Source organism: Enterococcus sp. AMC1086 (genome assembly GCF_058216575.1).
In genome coordinates this window covers 791,526-809,374 of sequence record NZ_CM177100.1, presented here as the reverse complement: position 1 = coordinate 809,374, position 17,849 = coordinate 791,526, and the positions used below count along the sequence as shown (strand labels likewise).

Genomic DNA, 17,849 nt, shown 5'->3' with positions numbered 1-17,849 from the left:
CCAATTTGTATTATACTGTATTTTACGGAAAAATTCTATAAATGCTCATCATAAGTTTTTATAAGTTTAGATGATAATAAAAAAACACACACGCTTTATTTATATTCAAAAAGGAGCAAACCTCACTCGGCCTGCTCCATTTTTTTATTTTCTTAATATTTGCGGAATCGCTGATAGCGTTTTTCCAGCAACATATCTATATCTAATTGCGAAAGCTCAGAAAACTTACTTATAAGTGCTTTTTGAATCATTCTATTGATTTTCGGTTGTTCCAACGCTTCACCATTCATTTCTTCAGGAATTACTCGATCAATGATCGTTAATTCTTTTAATTCTGTCGCCGTAATTTTCATTAACTCTGCTGCTTCTTTGGCCCGACTGCCGTCCTTCCACAAAATCGACGCAAAGCCTTCTGGCGAAAGCACAGCATAAATTGTATGTTCCAACATCCAAACTTCATCGGCTACCGCAAGCGCTAATGCTCCACCGCTTCCACCTTCGCCAACAATAATGGCAATGATCGGAACACTTAGATCAGACATTTCTATCAAATTTCTAGCAATTGCCTCACCTTCACCACGTTCTTCTGCTTCAATACCACAATAAGCTCCAGCTGTATTGATAAATGTAACAACTGGACGGCCAAATTTTTCAGCCTGTTTCATTAAGCGTAATGCTTTACGATAGCCCTCAGGATGTGGCGCACCAAAATTTCGTTCAATATTTTCAGGTAAGTTACGCCCCTTTTGAATTCCAACAACTGTCACAGGTTTATTTTCTAAGGTTGCAACACCACCTACAACAGCCAAATCATCTCCAAAATAACGATCACCATGAAACTCCATAAAATCATCAAAGATTGCAGCAATATACTCTAATGTAGTATAACGATCCTGTGCTCTGGCAAGGGTGACAATATCATTGGCATTTTTTTCCATCGCTATTTCCACCCTTTCATCGTATGAATCTTTATTAATTTACTTAGTGTTTCTTGTAATTGATTTCTCGGGACAATTTTATCGACAAATCCATGATCTAATAAAAATTCAGCTTTTTGAAAATCATCTGGTAATTCTTGTCGAATCGTTTGCTCAATCACTCGACGCCCAGCAAAGCCAATCAAACTTTGTGGCTCGGCTATTATAACATCACCATCCATGGCAAAACTAGCAGTAACACCGCCAGTTGTTGGATCAGTTAAGACAGTGACATAAAGTAGTCCTGCATTGCTATGACGTTTAAGCGCACCAGAAATCTTAGCCATTTGCATCAAGGAAAAAATCCCCTCTTGCATTCTTGCTCCACCAGAGGCAGTAAAAATAATCACTGGTAATTGTTGTTCTGTTGCTCGTTCAAAAAGACGAGTAATTTTCTCACCTACAACAGTTCCCATGCTTCCCATGATAAAATTGGCATCCATTACGCCGATCCCGATCTCTTGATCATCAATTTTAGCTTTCCCAGTTAAAACCGCTTCATGCAGTTCAGTTTTTTCCTGCATCTTAGCAATTTTTTCCAAATAATCAGGAAAATCTAATGGATCTTTTGTGACTAAATCTGTATCCCATTCTTCAAAACTCTTCTCATCTATCGTTAAAGCAAGACGTTCCCAAGCACCGATTCTAAAGCTATAACCACAATAAGGGCAGACTTTTTCTGCCCCCATATCTTTTGTGTATAACGTACGTTTACAACAAGGACATTTCGCCCACATATTATCTGGAACTGCAGGTTTTTTTACAGAAGCTTGGTCGCTTGCGCGATTCGGATTGATTCGAATGTAGTTTTTCTTTTTAAATAAAGCCATACACCTGCTCCTTTTTAATTATCGCTATCTGGTTCCCAATTTGGTAAGAATGTTTCTTGTAAAAAACTTGTATCATAATCGCCAGCCAGCACATTTTCATGCGTGATCAAATCTAGCTGAAATTCTGAATTCGTGATGATTCCCTCTGTTACGATCTCCTGTAAGGCCCGTTGCATTTTCATCAATGCATCTATTCTATCATTTCCATGAACGATTACTTTAGCGATCATCGAATCATAGTAAGGTGGGATCGTATAACCAGAATACATTGCACTGTCTACTCTTAAGCCCATACCACCTGCTGGAAGCAATAAATTCTTGATTTTTCCAGGAGAAGGTGCAAAATTAAAGGCAGGATTTTCAGCATTGATTCGGCATTCGATTGCATGACCTGTGATTGTAATATCTTCTTGTGCGTATGGTAATTCTTCACCTGAAGCAATTTTTAATTGTGACTTAACAAGATCAATCCCTGTAACCATTTCTGTAACCGGATGTTCTACTTGGATTCGAGTATTCATTTCCATAAAATAAAACTCACCTGATTTATCCATTAAAAATTCAATTGTTCCTGCATTCTCATAATGGACAGCTTTTGCTGCACGAACAGCTGTTTCACCTATTAACTGACGTTTCTCAGGAGAAATCGCGATTGATGGTGATTCTTCAAGTACTTTTTGATTATTTCTTTGTAAAGAACAATCACGTTCACCCAAATGAATCACATGACCGAACTGATCACCTAAAATTTGCACTTCGATATGACGAGCTGGATAAATAATTTTTTCTAAGTACATATCATCGTTGCCAAAAGCGGCTTTTGCTTCTTGCTGTGCTGAGGTAAAATGTTGAGGTAGTTCTTCTTTACTGAGCACCTTACGAATCCCTTTACCACCGCCTCCTGCTGCAGCTTTCAACATAACGGGATAACCAATATCATTAGCAATCGTTAGTGCCTCTTCAACAGAGCTTATCACACCTGTACTTCCAGGAATAACCGGAACATTCGCTTTTTGCATCAGCTCACGCGCATTAATTTTATTTCCCATAGCATCAATCGTTTCCGCTTTAGGTCCAATAAAGGTAATATTGCACTCTTCACACATTGCTGCGAATTGACTATTTTCTGATAAAAAACCAAAACCTGGATGAATCGCTTCAGCATTTGTTACAATGGCCGCACTTAATACACTTTGGACATTTAAATAAGAATCAGTCGCTTTAGCCGGACCAATACAAATCGCTTCATCTGCAAGTTGTGTGTGCAGCGCTTCTTTATCCGCTTCGGAATATACTGCAACAGTTTGTACACCTAATTCACGACATGCTCGAATGATCCGAACAGCGATTTCTCCTCTATTTGCAATTAAAACTTTTGAAAACATAGCTCACCTATCCAATCATAAAGGTCAATTCTGCTTCCGCTACTTTTTTTCCATTCACAGTCGCAGTTCCTTTGCCGATACCGGCTATTGATTTTACTTTCATAATTTCTACTTCTAACATCAACGTATCTCCTGGAACAACTTTTTGTCTAAACTTCGCTTTATCTATACCGCCAAAATAAGCTGTTTTACCTTTAAAATCAGGCATAGCCAATAATGCTACAGCACCCGCTTGGGCTAGTGCTTCAAGAATCAAAACACCCGGCATAACAGGTTCATCTGGAAAATGACCTTGAAAGAAAGGTTCATTGATCGTAACATTTTTCTTTGCAATCACTTTTTCGCCTACAATAATTTCTTCGACCGTATCCAACAATAAAAAAGGATAACGATGAGGAATAATTTCTTTGATTTCTTGAATATTCATCATTACACTCCTTTAGATACACGGAAAAGTGGTTGATTAAATTCAACAACATCTTCATTTTGTATCAAGACTTCCGTAATCACACCATCAACTGATGAAGTAATTTCATTCATAAGTTTCATCGCTTCAACAATACACACGACATCACCTTTTTTCACCAAATCACCAACTTGTTTGAAGTTTTCTTTATCAGGTGCCGGTTTTAAGTATACAATACCCACGATTGGTGAGATGATTTCTTCTGTATTTTCTGGTTTTGTTTCTGTTTTTACAGTTTCATTAATTGTTTCTTTTACTTCGATTGTTTGGCTCGTAATTTCTGTTTCGCCTTGGTTTGTATTCCCCTCAGTTACTTGATTTACTTCACCAGATGATGCTTTCTGTGTCACTTTATTTTTATTCATATAAAGACCAAACGATCCTTTTTTAAGATCAAATTCAGTTAGTGTCGATTCGTCAAACTGTGTTAATAATTCTTTCACTTCATTGATGTTCATCTTAATCCTCCCAACGTTTTAAACAAAGTACTGCATTATGACCACCAAAGCCAAAAGAGTTTGTCAATGCATAATCAAATTCATGTTTTTGACTTTCATTTGTGACAATATTTATTTCGATGGCTTCATCAAGTTGATCAATATTGATCGTTGGTGGAATAAATTGATACTGTAAAGCATTCAATGTTGCGATTGCCTCAATACCGCCTGTTGCGCCTAATGCATGGCCAGTCATACTTTTCGTACTGCTAACACGAACATCTTTAGATGCTTCTCCCAATGCAGTTTGAATGGCTTTCGTTTCTGCAACATCATTTGAAGGCGTGCTTGTTCCATGAGCATTGATATATCCGACTTTAGAAGAATCGATGGCTGCTTCGTCGATCGCTAATTTCATCGCTTTAGCCGCACCACTTCCGTCTGGTCTTGGTGAAGTCATATGATATGCATCACAGTTTGAACCGTAGCCCACGATCTCACCTAAAATCTTTGCTCCTCTTTGTTGCGCATGTTCTAAAGATTCCAGAACTAAAATCCCAGCTCCTTCACCCATCACAAATCCACTGCGGTCTTTATCAAAAGGAATCGATCCTCTATTTGGATTTTCCTCAGAAGTAACAGCTGTTAATGAAGCAAAACCTGCAATTCCGATCTCCGTAATTGAGGCTTCAGTTCCTCCTGCTAGTATCACGTCTGAATACCCATGTTTGATATTTCTAAACGCTTCACCGATCGAATTATTCGCAGTAGCACAAGCTGTGACCGTTGCCGTACATGTTCCTCTTGCCCCAACACGTAAAGCAATATTACCAGCAGCCATATTTCCAATTGCCATTGGTATAAATAAAGGCGCCACTCTTTTAGGACCTTTTTCACGCATTCGAATCACTTGATCTTGGATCGTCTGAAGTCCGCCGATACCAGAACCTACCATGACACCAAAACGATCAACATCTATTTGTTCGATATCTAGTTGACTCATTTCCATTGCTTCTAAAGCCGCATAAATACCAAATAGGGAAAATAAATCCATTCGTTTAGCATCTTTCTTTGCAAAATACTTATCAAAAGGAAAGTCATTTACTTCTGCTGCTAACGTAATACCCGTTTCAGTGGCATCAAATTTAGTAATCGGACCAATCCCGTTTTTTCCTGTTTGTAAACTTTCTAAAAAGGTTTCTGCGTCATTCCCGATTGGAGATGCTACGCCATAACCTGTAATAACTACACGATTCATTCAATCGCTCCTTTCAAGCTTGTTCATTAGCCATGCATGACTAATCCACCATCTACATTCAAAACTTGTCCTGTAATATATGGACTTTCTGCTAAAAAGATAGCTGCATTGGCAACATCTTCCACTTGACCAAATGATTGTAATGGAATTTGCTGATTCATTTGTTCTTTTACTTTATCAGATAAAATTTCTGTCATCTCTGTTTCAATAAAACCTGGAGCAATAGCATTACAGGTAATGCCACGTGCAGCAACTTCTCTAGCTACTGATTTAGTCAAACCAATGACTCCGGCTTTACTTGCCGCATAGTTAGCTTGACCAATGTTCCCCATTAATCCGACAACACTAGACATATTGATAATACTTCCACTACGTTGTTTCATCATTTTTTTAATAGCATGTTGCGTCATATTGAATGTTCCAGTTAGATTGATTTGAATACAACGAGTAAAATCTTCTTCTGACATTCTCAATAACAATTTATCATTCGTAATTCCAGCATTATTAACTAAAACATCAATTGATCCTAGGCCATCAACAACTGCTTGAATCATTTCTCCGGCAGAATTGAAATTAGCAATATCTCCAGAGACTCCAATACACTTAACATCAAAAGATTCTACTTCTGAAATCAGTTCAGCGCTAATTTCTCCACGCCCATTAAGTGCAATATTTGCTCCTGCTTTAGCAAAAGCCAACGCAACAGCTTTCCCGATTCCACGTGTGCTACCTGTAACAAACACATTTTTTCCTTTAAGTTCCATTCGTTACCTCCCGTTTAAAAGAGCTTCAGTTTCAGATAATGTTTTTTTATCTTCAACACGAGCTATTTCGATTTCTTTATCGATTTTCTTGATAAAACCAGTCAACGTTTTTCCTGGTCCAACTTCTATAATGGCATCAACATTCATTTTTTTTATTGTTTCAATACTGTCAGCAAAACGAACAGCAGACATTACTTGCTTTTCCAGTAACTCCTTAATATCCCCTTGTTCCATTACTTGTGCTGTCGTATTACTGATCACAGGAATCGTCATTTCTGCAAAATTGACTTTTTCTAATTCAATCGCTAATTTTTCAGAAGCAGGCTTTAGTAGTGCTGTGTGAAAAGGGCCACTGACTTTTAAAGGAATCATCCGCTTTACTCCAGCTTCTGTTAATAATTCTACTGCTCTATCAACTGCTGGTATTTCTCCACCGATCACGATTTGCTGAGGTGTGTTATAATTCGCGGGTGAAACGATGCCTAGTATACTTGCTTCTTGACAACATCTTTCAATCAATGAGCGTTCCGCATTCATCACTGCAACCATCTTACCAGTACCGGTCGGTGCAGCTTCCGCCATGAACTTCCCTCTCTTAGCAACTAATTGAACAGCTTCTTTAAATGAAATAGCACCACTAGAAACAAGCGCGCTATACTCTCCCAAGCTTAGTCCTGCAACAACATCTGGCTGATACCCTTTAGATTGCAGCAAACGATAAAAAGCAATACTAACCGTTAAAATCGCTGGTTGTGTATAAATGGTTTCATTAAGTTTGTCATTTTCAGTAAAACACAGCTCAGCCATATCATAACCTAGAACCTCACTTGCTTCTTGAAAAGTTTCTCGAACAATTTTCTCTTGATCAAATAACTCTTTACCCATACCACTATATTGAGCACCTTGACCACTAAATATAAAAGCTGTTTTCATTCCTTTACTCCTTTACGTTAAAAGCATAGTGCTTGTCCAATAAACCTATATATATTGATAAGTTATTACAACTAGATTTTCTATTTTAACCATCGGCGATATTCAGCCGACATAATTTCTTTTGTTTCACTGATATAAGATTCAATAATTTCTTTTGCTGTTTCTTCTTTTTTTATAAGTCCTGCAATTTGTCCAGCCATAATCGATCCATGATCTACATCACCATCAACAACTGCCTTGCGTAAAGCCCCTTGTCCTAATTCATCAAACTGTACAAGATTTGGTTCAGTTTTTTTCAATTCGATTTTTTCTAGTCGATCATATTCATTGGTCAACTTATTTTTGATTGCCCGCACTGGATGACCAAAATGTTGACAGGTAACTGTCGTATCCACATCTCGTGCTTTGATGATTCTGGTTTTATAATTTTCATGTACTGTACATTCTTTTGCTACTAGAAAGCGTGTGCCGACTTGAACAGCGTCTGCACCCAACATTAAAGCCGCTGCCATTCCACGACCATCACCAATCCCTCCGGCAGCGATCACAGGAATCGTTAGTGCATCTACAACTTGAGGTACAATACTCATTGTTGTTAGTTTACCAATATGTCCCCCAGCTTCCATTCCTTCGACAATTACGGCATCTGCGCCAATTTTCTCCATACGATTACCTAATGCAACAGAAGGAATCACTGGAATTACTTTAATATTATGTTCTTTAAAACGAGTCATATATTTGCTTGGATTTCCTGCACCAGTTGTAACGACAGGTACACTTTCTTCACAAACTAAATCCACGATATCTTGTGCAAATGGCGAAAGCAGCATGATATTTACACCAAATGGTTTATCAGTGATTTCTTTGATCTTTTTGATCTCAGCTTTAACAACTTCTTTTGGGGCATTACCACCTGCGATGATCCCTAGGCCTCCTGCTTTAGAAACTGCCCCAGCTAAGGAAGCATCTGCAATCCAAGCCATACCGCCTTGAAAAATAGGGTATTTAATTCCAATCAGTTCACATATCTTTGACTGCATAATTTACATCCTTCAAACTATAGAATAATTAATCAAAAAAGAGCTGGAACAAAACTCTATAAGTTCAGTACCAGCTATTCTAATTCCAACGAGCGGTGTGAAAAAGCCAGGCTCTTCAGCAATTGTTGAGAATCGCACAGAGCCTTGCTCATCCAACTTTTTAATTGACCTAATCGCTTTGATTATTATGCTTTTTGTTTTTCTACGTATGTTACTAAATCTTGAACAGTAGTGATACCATCTTCAGATTCAATTTTTATATCGAAAGCATCTTCGATTTCATTGATAATTTGGAATAGGTCTAAGCTATCCGCATCTAATTCTTCTTGAATGTTTGTTGTTAATTTTACTTCCTCAGGTTCTTTACCTAATTCTTCTACAATAATTGCTTGAATTTTTTCGAATACCATGTGTATATTCCTCCAATAATTTTCTTTTTTTAGTTTATATAGTCACAGTTTTACAGCGTCAAGAGGATAGAACCCCACGTTAAACCGCCGCCGTAACCTGTCAACACAATTTTTTGTTTGGAGCCTAGTTGAAGTAATCCTTTTTCCACTGATTCATCCAGTAATAACGGAATGCTTGCAGCCGAGGTGTTACCGTTATGTTCCATATTTGTGAGAAATTTTTCTCTTGGAACTTTGAGTTTTTTCGATATTTTTTCGATAATGCGTTTATTTGCTTGATGTAATAGTAAATAATCCACATCTTCTTCCATAATTTCACGAAGGTTGTTTGTTACATCATTCAATGAAAAATCATAAATATCTCTACCTACCATTTGCAGATAACCAGAACTTTCAGATACCCCAGTATAAAAGGGACTCTTATTTTCCAAATAACCAGAAGTTAATGATTTTGCTCTTTGACCATCAGCTTGTAGTTTTTCGTTTAGAAAATGTTCTTCATTACTTGTCTCCAATAATACACCCGCTGCTCCATCACCAAATAATACAGCCGAACTGCGATCGTTCCAATCAAGAACTTTAGATAACGTTTCACCACCGATGACCATACCTAATTTTTTCCCTGTACGAATCAATTTCTCACCCATACTTAATGCATAGACAAAACCAGTACAAGCAGCGCTGATATCAAAAGCAAAAGCCTGAGTAGCTGAAATGCTCCCTTGAACAAGACAAGCAACTGAAGGCGTACCATAATCTGGTGTCATTGTTGCAACAAGAATAAAATCTAAATCTTCTGCTTTTTTTCCAGATTTTTCTAATAGTTTTTCAGCTACTTTAATACATAAATTTGAAGTATTTTCATTCGTGACAATATTTCTTGAATGTATGCCTGTTCGACTAGAAATCCACTCATCAGAAGTATCCATCATCGTTGAAAGTTGATCGTTAGATACTGAATTTTCAGGAACATAGCGGCTGGTACAAGTTATTTTTGCATATTGGTTCATTTTAGTCCTCACTTTTACTTATATTCCTTTAGGAAATCATGAAGATTTTTCAATGCTTTTAATAAAGCTTGTTCTTCTACTTTGTCCATCCCATTCAAAATTTTCTTGACCATTTCTTTATGGAAGTGCTGATGAACACGAAAAAGTAGCTTTCCTTTTTTGGTCAAACCTAACTTGACTACTCGACGATCATCTTCACTTCGTATACGTTCAACATAACCTTTTTTTACAAGATTATTAATCGCTACGGTCAATGTTCCAACAGTGATCGACAATTCTTTTGCAACTTCTGAAGATGTTTTTTTCTTATACATTCCAATTGCTTCGATCGTGTGCATTTCAGTAATGGATAAGTCATTGAATTGCGATTTCTTCAATTCAGATTCTTCAATAGTCAAAATATCGTTAAAGACACTGACAAGATAATCGTTGACTGTTTCTAAATTAGGTTCCATTTGTGTGCACCATCCATATAGTTTGATTATCAAATCATTTGATGTTCAAACTATATCGTAAATAAAAAAGGATTGCAAGTAAAATATTCGATTTTTAATTTTTCTTAATCAAAAAATGCAAAAAATCAGCTATTAAGTATTGAAAAGATAATTTCAATTTAATTGTTTTTATTAATTTTAAATCATTAAATGGTCGTTATTACAGAATTCATTCATACTAAATTTGTTTTGGAAATCAAACTTTTTTATTCTTAATAAAATTAACACGATCACATCTTTGAAAATACTAGTAAAGAATTATTCTACTGCAAAAGTTCTAGGTTGAAATCATATCAGAAATTTGATTATCTATCAACTTATTAAATTTAGTTATATAAGGAATAATAAAATCACAGTACTTATTATTCCAAATAACAAATAAAATTTGAAAAAGAGGCTTAAAGAAAATCTTAGCATTTTTATTAATAGAAAACCAACACACAAGAGAGTTTTAATAGGTCTTACTTCACTTTATGATTACATAAAATCACTAAAAATTAAAATATCTATTAATTTTTGTTGATGCTAATGCACAAAAAATAGAAAGATTAAAATAAATTTTGATTTATTGTCAACTACACAAATAAAAAAATCCTGTGGCGTACAAAATTGTACGCCACAGAATTTTTGATTATTATCATTGATTTTGTTACCTACTCACTGAAATTTACTAATTATTGAATTAAATCATAAATTTCCATCGCAACAATATCAATATTATCAAATTGATAACTTTGTTGAGAATCAGTCTCTGTCAATTCAAATGTTTCAGTTGATTTATCATAGTTTACGATGCATTTTTCTGCACCTTCGCGTTCAAAACGACGTACTTGAATTTCATTGTCTGTTGCTTCAGTCATCGCTTCAAGTCGCTTGATAATCGCCACAAGTTGTGAATGTTTCATAAATGGGCCTCCCTTTAAAAACTAGTTCTGTATCATTGTATCAAAACATTGACTTTCTTGCATGACTTTTCGTCATTTTTTTTAATTTTTTTGCTGTTCTTTAATCTTTGACCACAGGCTTCTTTCCATCCGCCCACCAAAGTTTGATTAATGCTTGGGTTCCATCGTTCTCAAATCCTTTATTAGCAAGCTTTTCATACAATTCTGTAGCTAATTTCGTTGACGGCAGCTCAAGGTCCATTTTCTCAGCTTCATCTAAGGCGATCTTTAAATCTTTTATAAAATGTTTAACAAAAAAACCTGGAGAGTAGTTTTCTTTTAAAATTCTTACACTATAGTTGCTTAATGACCAGTTAGCAGCACTTCCACCGGATAACGTTTCGATGACCTTTTCTAAATTCAATCCAGCTTTATTTGCGTAAACCATCATCTCAGTCATACCCGTCATGGTTCCTGCAATCATAATTTGATTTGCCATTTTTGTATGTTGCCCTTTACCAGAAGTACCATGTAACGTAAAAGTTTTACCGAATGTTTTAAATATAGGCAACACTTTATCATAAGCCGATTGATCTCCACCCACCATGATTGTCAATGTACCATTTTTAGCACCCAGATCACCTCCTGATACAGGCGCATCTAATGCAACTCCGCCTAATTCATTCGCCTTTATAGCTATTTTTTTAGCCAATGTTGGTGTACTTGTCGTTAAATCAACAAGTATCTTATCTTTAATATCTTGTGAAAAAATACCATTTTTATCGAAATAGATTGTCTCAACATCTTTTGGGAAACCTACCATTGTAAAAATAATATCACTACTTGCAGTGATTGCTGCAGGAGTATTTTGCCAAGTCGCTCCTTCATTCACTAAATCATCTGTTTTACTTTTAGTTCGATTATAAACATTTACTTTCAATCCTTGTTTCATCATATTTCTGACAATTGCAGCACCCATGACTCCTGTTCCGATGAATCCAATTTCTGTCATACTCATAATCCCCCTATTGTTTGTAATAAAAAAACTTCTAGTCTTAGTATAAACCAAGACTAGAAGTTTTAACATTTATTTTCTTAACGACGTAAATTTGACTTTGATTCGTTCAATAGAAGCTGCAGCCTCTTTTTCTAAAGTAAGTTGCTCGTAATATTTAATCATGTCCTCATAAAATTCAAGCATTACGTTACCAAAATGAGTTGCTGATATTTCATAAAGCTTTTCTTTTAGAACAACGTCATTAGCTTTGATACCCGATTCAACATACTCAATAAAGGTTGGCGCAAAATCGGCATCCGTTTTAAACGTCCGTCCTAAGCTTTCATGATCAAATAAGTTATTCAAATAAGCATTTCCCTCAACCACACAAGGAACGCCTGACGCCATAGCCTCAGTATACGTCAATCCCTGTGTTTCTGAAGTTGAAGCACTGACAAAGTAATCTGCAGCCTTATAATAAATGGCTACCTGATCATTTGGTACTTCCCCAACAAATTGAATCTTATCGCCTATCTCTAATTCTTCACCTAAACAACGAAGTTTCTCAACATAAGGACCATCACCGACAACGACGAAACGAGCATTCGGAAAACGTTCAAAAATAGCAGGTAAGCCACTTACGATTGCTTGAATATTTTTTTCATAAGAAATACGGCTCAACGATAGCAACATCATATTATCATCCGTCAAACCTAATTCTTCACGAAGTGCACTTTTCATTTCTTCCGTAATATCAGGTCTTTCAAATTTTTCAATGTCGATTCCAGTTGGGATGATTCTCATCGTAGATGTTACGCCATAATCTTTTAATTTATCAATCACTCTTTCACTCGGACAAACCACACCCGTTGTGTGGTTCGCAAAGAAACGAGAAAAATACTTCACATGTGTTGGACGGACAACTTTTCCCTTTGCGATATAATGTAAATAATCCTCGTACATAGTGTGATAGGTATGAATAACAGGTACTTTAAGTTTTTTCCCTACCATTTTACCTAATAAACCTGCACCAAATTCTGTATGTGTATGAATCAAATCTAACTCTAATTCTTTAGCAATCAGGTAAGCATACCACATACCCCGTACAACAATTCTTCGATCCTTGAATGACACAAACGGAACACTGGGCATTCGAATAACATCTTCTTCAAACTCTTTTGCATTTGGATCAGTAGTTGTAAAAATATAAACTTCATGTCCTTTTTGTTCCAATTCATCTTTAAGTGTCTTAATAGATGTTGCAACCCCACTAACTTGGGGAAAATATGTATCTGTAAAGAAACCAAATTTCACTTTGTTCCCCTCCATTAATTCTAATTTTTCAACTTTATTTACTCAGTTTTCTTTAAAAATTAGCTATCTAGAACTTTCTTATACACTTTTTTTAGTTCATGCCCAATCCGTTCAATACTCTTTTCTTTTGCTACAGTATAACCCGCTTGGCATGTATTTTCTATTTTTCTCTCAACAAGTGCGTCTATTAAATAGGCAAAATCTTCATTTGTTTTCCCTTTATAACAATTTACTCGATCTTCAAGCCAACCATTATATACAGGAATATCCCTTACTAAAACTTGTTGTTCACTAGCTAATGCCTCCAAAATTACAATTCCCTCTGTTTCCTCATATGAAGGAAAGAAAAAGAGATCTGCTGCTGAATATGCGCCTTCAATGATGTCCCCTTTAATATAGCCAGGAAACTCAACATTTTTAGGATGTTCTTCTTTAACTATTGCTCTAATCGCTCTTGGGATAGAATACATTGGAGTGTGCCCAAACCAGATAAAACGGTATTCAGGAAATTTTCTAGCTATTTCAACAAAATCAACGATTCCCTTTCTTTCAAAATACAAGCCTACACAAATAATAACTTTTTGGTTTCCTTCTATTTTAAAATACTTTCTAAATTTTTCTTCTTTTTCTTCAGAACGCTCAAACCGATTCAAGTCAATCCCATTTGAAATTGAAGCGATGGGAACAGTTATTCCATATCCTTCTAATAACTCCTTAGAATAAGGTGTGGGTGTAATTAAATAATCTGCCTTAGAATATAAACTGACTAAGTATTTTTTGACTAAAGGAGATAGTTGGTTTGACCCAATGAATGAATTTCTAAAATCTTCTTCAGTCGAATGTGCATGATAAATAACTTTTTTACCCAATTTTTTTGCCTTATTTACCATACTATGGCTGTTGATTCCATAAGTATTAATATGTAAAATGTCATAATCAGTACAATCAGCATCTAGTGTATACTCTATTCCAACTTCAGAGAGCGCTCGTTTCTGATGGTCTAATGCTCGCCCTATTCCAGACTTCGCTAATATTTTTTCGCCTTCAAAATATAATAAAACCTTCACACTGCCCCTCCTAACTTCTTTAAATTATTATAACATAAATTAAATATTCATTACTCAAACTAAAGTCCTAGTTCAATAACACTTACATTTATTATATCAAAGAATAGCTTCATACAGGTGTTTTCCGATAAAATAGATTCTTCACATGACAAAACTGTTAGATGGAGATAATCAATTTTACCTCTTACTATCATTATTTCATCTTTTACTCATTCTATCAAATAATAAAATTTATTTTACTATAAAAGTAAAAAAAAACGAAAACTTATTCAGTTTTCGTTTTTTAACTCCGGCAGTAGGACTCGAACCTACGACATCATGATTAACAGTCATGCGCTACTACCAACTGAGCTATGCCGGAATAATCAGCGTGGCGACGTCCTACTCTCACAAAGGGAAACCCTTCACTACAATCGGCGCTAAGAAGCTTAACTTCTGTGTTCGGCATGGGAACAGGTGTATCCTTCTCGCTATCGCCACCACACTGGGTGTTGTTGCTATTCAATTGAGTGATTATTCACTCAAAACTGGATTGAAGTTGTAATCAAACAGTCCGATATACTTTTTTATTTCGTTTCTTTGGTTAAGTCCTCGACCGATTAGTATTGGTCCGCTCCGTACATCACTGCACTTCCACTTCCAACCTATCTACCTGATCATCTCTCAGGGGTCTTACTTTCTTAAAGAAATGGGAAATCTCATCTTGAGGTGGGCTTCACACTTAGATGCTTTCAGCGTTTATCCCTTCCCTACATAGCTACCCAGCAATGCCCTTGGCAGAACAACTGGTACACCAGCGGTAAGTCCATCCCGGTCCTCTCGTACTAAGGACAGCTCCTCTCAAATTTCCAACGCCCGCGACGGATAGGGACCGAACTGTCTCACGACGTTCTGAACCCAGCTCGCGTGCCGCTTTAATGGGCGAACAGCCCAACCCTTGGGACCGACTACAGCCCCAGGATGCGACGAGCCGACATCGAGGTGCCAAACCTCCCCGTCGATGTGGACTCTTGGGGGAGATAAGCCTGTTATCCCCAGGGTAGCTTTTATCCGTTGAGCGATGGCCCTTCCATGCGGAACCACCGGATCACTAAGCCCGACTTTCGTCCCTGCTCGACTTGTAAGTCTCGCAGTCAAGCTCCCTTCTGCCTTTACACTCTGCGAATGATTTCCAACCATTCTGAGGGAACCTTTGGGCGCCTCCGTTACTCTTTAGGAGGCGACCGCCCCAGTCAAACTGCCCACCTGACACTGTCTCCCACCACGATAAGTGGTGCGGGTTAGAGGGTTCATAACACAAGGGTAGTATCCCACCAGCGCCTCCACCGAAACTAGCGTTCCGGATTCATCGGCTCCTACCTATCCTGTACATGTGGTACAAACACTCAATATCAAGCTACAGTAAAGCTCCATGGGGTCTTTCCGTCCTGTCGCGGGTAACCTGCATCTTCACAGGTACTAAAATTTCACCGAGTCTCTCGTTGAGACAGTGCCCAAATCGTTACGCCTTTCGTGCGGGTCGGAACTTACCCGACAAGGAATTTCGCTACCTTAGGACCGTTATAGTTACGGCCGCCGTTTACTGGGGCTTCAATTCTGAGCTTCGCCGAAGCTAACCCATCCTCTTAACCTTCCAGCACCGGGCAGGCGTCAGCCCCTATACTTCATCTTTCGATTTTGCAGAGACCTGTGTTTTTGATAAACAGTCGCTTGGGCCTATTCACTGCGGCTGACCGAAGTCAGCACCCCTTCTCCCGAAGTTACGGGGTCATTTTGCCGAGTTCCTTAACGAGAGTTCGCTCGCTCACCTTAGGATACTCTCCTCGACTACCTGTGTCGGTTTACGGTACGGGCAGTTGTTTTCTCACTAGAAGCTTTTCTTGACAGTGTGACATCAGGAACTTCGGTACTATTATTTCCCTCCCCATCACAGCTTGTCCGTATAGAGTAAAGCATTTGACTCTACTCAAGACTTACTGCTTGGACATGCACTTCCAGTCGCATGCATTCCTTAGCCTCCTGCGTCCCTCCATTGCTCAAACAAAAACAACTGGTACAGGAATATCAACCTGTTGTCCATCGCCTACGCCTATCGGCCTCGGCTTAGGTCCCGACTAACCCTGGGCGGACGAGCCTTCCCCAGGAAACCTTAGTCATACGGTGGACGGGATTCTCACCCGTCTTTCGCTACTCATACCGGCATTCTCACTTCTAAGCGCTCCAGCCGTCCTCACGATCGACCTTCAACGCCCTTAGAACGCTCTCCTACCATCACACCAGAGGTGTGATCCACAGCTTCGGTAATATGTTTAGCCCCGGTACATTTTCGGCGCAGGGTCACTCGACTAGTGAGCTATTACGCACTCTTTAAATGGTGGCTGCTTCTGAGCCAACATCCTAGTTGTCTGTGCAACCCCACATCCTTTTCCACTTAACATATATTTTGGGACCTTAGCTGGTGGTCTGGGCTGTTTCCCTTTCGACTACGGATCTTATCACTCGCAGTCTGACTGCCGAATATGAATGAATGGCATTCGGAGTTTATCTGAATTCGGTAACCCGAGATGGGCCCCTAGTCCAAACAGTGCTCTACCTCCATCATTCTTAACTTCGACGCTAGCCCTAAAGCTATTTCGGAGAGAACCAGCTATCTCCAAGTTCGTTTGGAATTTCTCCGCTACCCACAGCTCATCCCCGCACTTTTCAACGTACGTGGGTTCGGTCCTCCAGTGCGTTTTACCACACCTTCAACCTGGCCATGGGTAGATCACATGGTTTCGGGTCTACGACTACATACTCATTCGCCCTATTCAGACTCGCTTTCGCTGCGGCTCCGGCTCTTCACCTTAACCTCGCATGCAATCGTAACTCGCCGGTTCATTCTACAAAAGGCACGCCATCACCCATTAACGGGCTTTGACTTGTTGTAGGCACACGGTTTCAGGATCTATTTCACTCCCCTTCCGGGGTGCTTTTCACCTTTCCCTCACGGTACTGGTTCACTATCGGTCATTAGGGAGTATTTAGCCTTGCGGGATGGTCCCCGCGGATTCCGACGGAATTTCTCGTGTTCCGCCGTACTCAGGATCCTCCTAGGTGTTGCCAACATTTCGTCTACGGGGCTATTACCCACTTTGGCGAACCTTTCCAGGTTCTTCGACTATCTTGACAGACTACCACATCGGAGTCCTACAACCCCAACAAGCAAGCTTGTTGGTTTGGGCTTTTCCCGTTTCGCTCGCCGCTACTCAGGGAATCGAATTTTCTTTCTCTTCCTGCAGGTACTTAGATGTTTCAGTTCTCTGCGTCTACCTCTATCCAGCTATGTATTCACTGAATAGTAACATCCTATAAAAGATGCTGGGTTTCCCCATTCGGAAATCTCTGGATCATAGCTCACTTACAGCTCCCCAAAGCATATCGGTGTTAGTCCCGTCCTTCATCGGCTCCTAATGCCAAGGCATCCACCGTGCGCCCTTATTCACTTAACCTTACGATCTTACGATCGGTTTTGTTTGGCTCGTTTCTCTAGCGATAGAGGCGTGACCAATAAAATAAGCTTCGAACTATTTTAATTAAAAAA

The 17,849-nt window shown here is 38.4% G+C and carries 16 protein-coding genes, 1 tRNA gene and 2 rRNA genes; all 19 read right to left on the bottom strand.

Annotated features, from left to right (window positions below; genetic code table 11):
• Positions 1-152: 152 nt before the first annotated feature.
• The 19 genes from AC4BC4_RS03860 to AC4BC4_RS03770 all read right to left on the bottom strand — a co-directional run bounded on the left by AC4BC4_RS03860 (position 153) and on the right by AC4BC4_RS03770 (position 17,757).
• Complete coding sequence (locus tag AC4BC4_RS03860) at positions 153-938, bottom strand: acetyl-CoA carboxylase carboxyl transferase subunit alpha (protein ID WP_490476829.1); 786 nt, start codon at positions 936-938, stop codon at positions 153-155.
• A 2-nt stretch (positions 939-940) separates the two neighbouring features.
• Positions 941-1,807: an acetyl-CoA carboxylase, carboxyltransferase subunit beta gene (gene accD / locus AC4BC4_RS03855; RefSeq protein WP_490476828.1), complete on the bottom strand. Its 867-nt coding sequence runs from the start codon at positions 1,805-1,807 to the stop codon at positions 941-943.
• Between the two features lie 14 nt (positions 1,808-1,821).
• Complete coding sequence (locus AC4BC4_RS03850) at positions 1,822-3,192, bottom strand: acetyl-CoA carboxylase biotin carboxylase subunit (protein ID WP_490476827.1); 1,371 nt, start codon at positions 3,190-3,192, stop codon at positions 1,822-1,824.
• Between the two features lie 7 nt (positions 3,193-3,199).
• The gene (gene fabZ, locus AC4BC4_RS03845; RefSeq protein ID WP_438757125.1) at positions 3,200-3,619 is read right to left on the bottom strand and encodes a 3-hydroxyacyl-ACP dehydratase FabZ; all 420 of its coding nucleotides are present in this window, start codon (positions 3,617-3,619) and stop codon (positions 3,200-3,202) included.
• A gap of 2 nt (positions 3,620-3,621) precedes the next feature.
• Complete coding sequence (accB, locus tag AC4BC4_RS03840; protein WP_438757126.1) at positions 3,622-4,116, bottom strand: acetyl-CoA carboxylase biotin carboxyl carrier protein; 495 nt, start codon at positions 4,114-4,116, stop codon at positions 3,622-3,624.
• Position 4,117: 1 nt separating this feature from the next.
• Entirely contained in the window at positions 4,118-5,353 is a 1,236-nt protein-coding gene (gene fabF / locus AC4BC4_RS03835; protein WP_490476826.1) for a beta-ketoacyl-ACP synthase II, read from the bottom strand.
• Positions 5,354-5,379: 26 nt separating this feature from the next.
• Complete coding sequence (gene fabG / locus AC4BC4_RS03830) at positions 5,380-6,117, bottom strand: 3-oxoacyl-[acyl-carrier-protein] reductase (protein ID WP_438757128.1); 738 nt, start codon at positions 6,115-6,117, stop codon at positions 5,380-5,382.
• A 3-nt stretch (positions 6,118-6,120) separates the two neighbouring features.
• Complete coding sequence (fabD, locus tag AC4BC4_RS03825) at positions 6,121-7,050, bottom strand: ACP S-malonyltransferase (RefSeq protein WP_490476825.1); 930 nt, start codon at positions 7,048-7,050, stop codon at positions 6,121-6,123.
• Positions 7,051-7,130: 80 nt separating this feature from the next.
• Entirely contained in the window at positions 7,131-8,090 is a 960-nt protein-coding gene (fabK, locus tag AC4BC4_RS03820; protein ID WP_490476824.1) for an enoyl-[acyl-carrier-protein] reductase FabK, read from the bottom strand.
• A gap of 185 nt (positions 8,091-8,275) precedes the next feature.
• The gene (locus tag AC4BC4_RS03815; RefSeq protein WP_010760445.1) at positions 8,276-8,500 is read right to left on the bottom strand and encodes an acyl carrier protein; all 225 of its coding nucleotides are present in this window, start codon (positions 8,498-8,500) and stop codon (positions 8,276-8,278) included.
• Between the two features lie 50 nt (positions 8,501-8,550).
• Positions 8,551-9,510 (bottom strand): beta-ketoacyl-ACP synthase III, encoded by a 960-nt coding sequence (locus AC4BC4_RS03810; RefSeq protein ID WP_490476823.1) that lies wholly within the window; start codon positions 9,508-9,510, stop codon positions 8,551-8,553.
• A 14-nt stretch (positions 9,511-9,524) separates the two neighbouring features.
• Positions 9,525-9,965, bottom strand: coding sequence for a fatty acid biosynthesis transcriptional regulator FabT (gene fabT, locus AC4BC4_RS03805; protein ID WP_490476822.1), 441 nt, complete (start codon positions 9,963-9,965; stop codon positions 9,525-9,527).
• A gap of 713 nt (positions 9,966-10,678) precedes the next feature.
• Entirely contained in the window at positions 10,679-10,909 is a 231-nt protein-coding gene (locus AC4BC4_RS03800; protein WP_010773374.1) for a YkuJ family protein, read from the bottom strand.
• Positions 10,910-11,009: 100 nt separating this feature from the next.
• Entirely contained in the window at positions 11,010-11,900 is an 891-nt protein-coding gene (locus AC4BC4_RS03795) for an NAD(P)-dependent oxidoreductase (RefSeq protein ID WP_438757133.1), read from the bottom strand.
• Positions 11,901-11,975: 75 nt separating this feature from the next.
• A complete protein-coding gene (locus AC4BC4_RS03790) occupies positions 11,976-13,199 on the bottom strand; it encodes a glycosyltransferase family 4 protein (RefSeq protein ID WP_490476821.1) in 1,224 nt (407 codons plus the stop codon).
• 59 nt (positions 13,200-13,258) lie between these two features.
• Positions 13,259-14,266, bottom strand: coding sequence for an LTA glycolipid anchor biosynthesis glycosyltransferase, IagA/BgsA family (locus tag AC4BC4_RS03785; protein WP_490476820.1), 1,008 nt, complete (start codon positions 14,264-14,266; stop codon positions 13,259-13,261).
• Between the two features lie 287 nt (positions 14,267-14,553).
• Positions 14,554-14,627, bottom strand: a tRNA-Asn gene (locus tag AC4BC4_RS03780).
• Positions 14,628-14,634: 7 nt separating this feature from the next.
• A 5S ribosomal RNA gene (rrf, locus tag AC4BC4_RS03775) occupies positions 14,635-14,750 on the bottom strand.
• Between the two features lie 95 nt (positions 14,751-14,845).
• Positions 14,846-17,757 (bottom strand): 23S ribosomal RNA (locus AC4BC4_RS03770).
• Between the last annotated feature and the right edge of the window lie 92 nt (positions 17,758-17,849).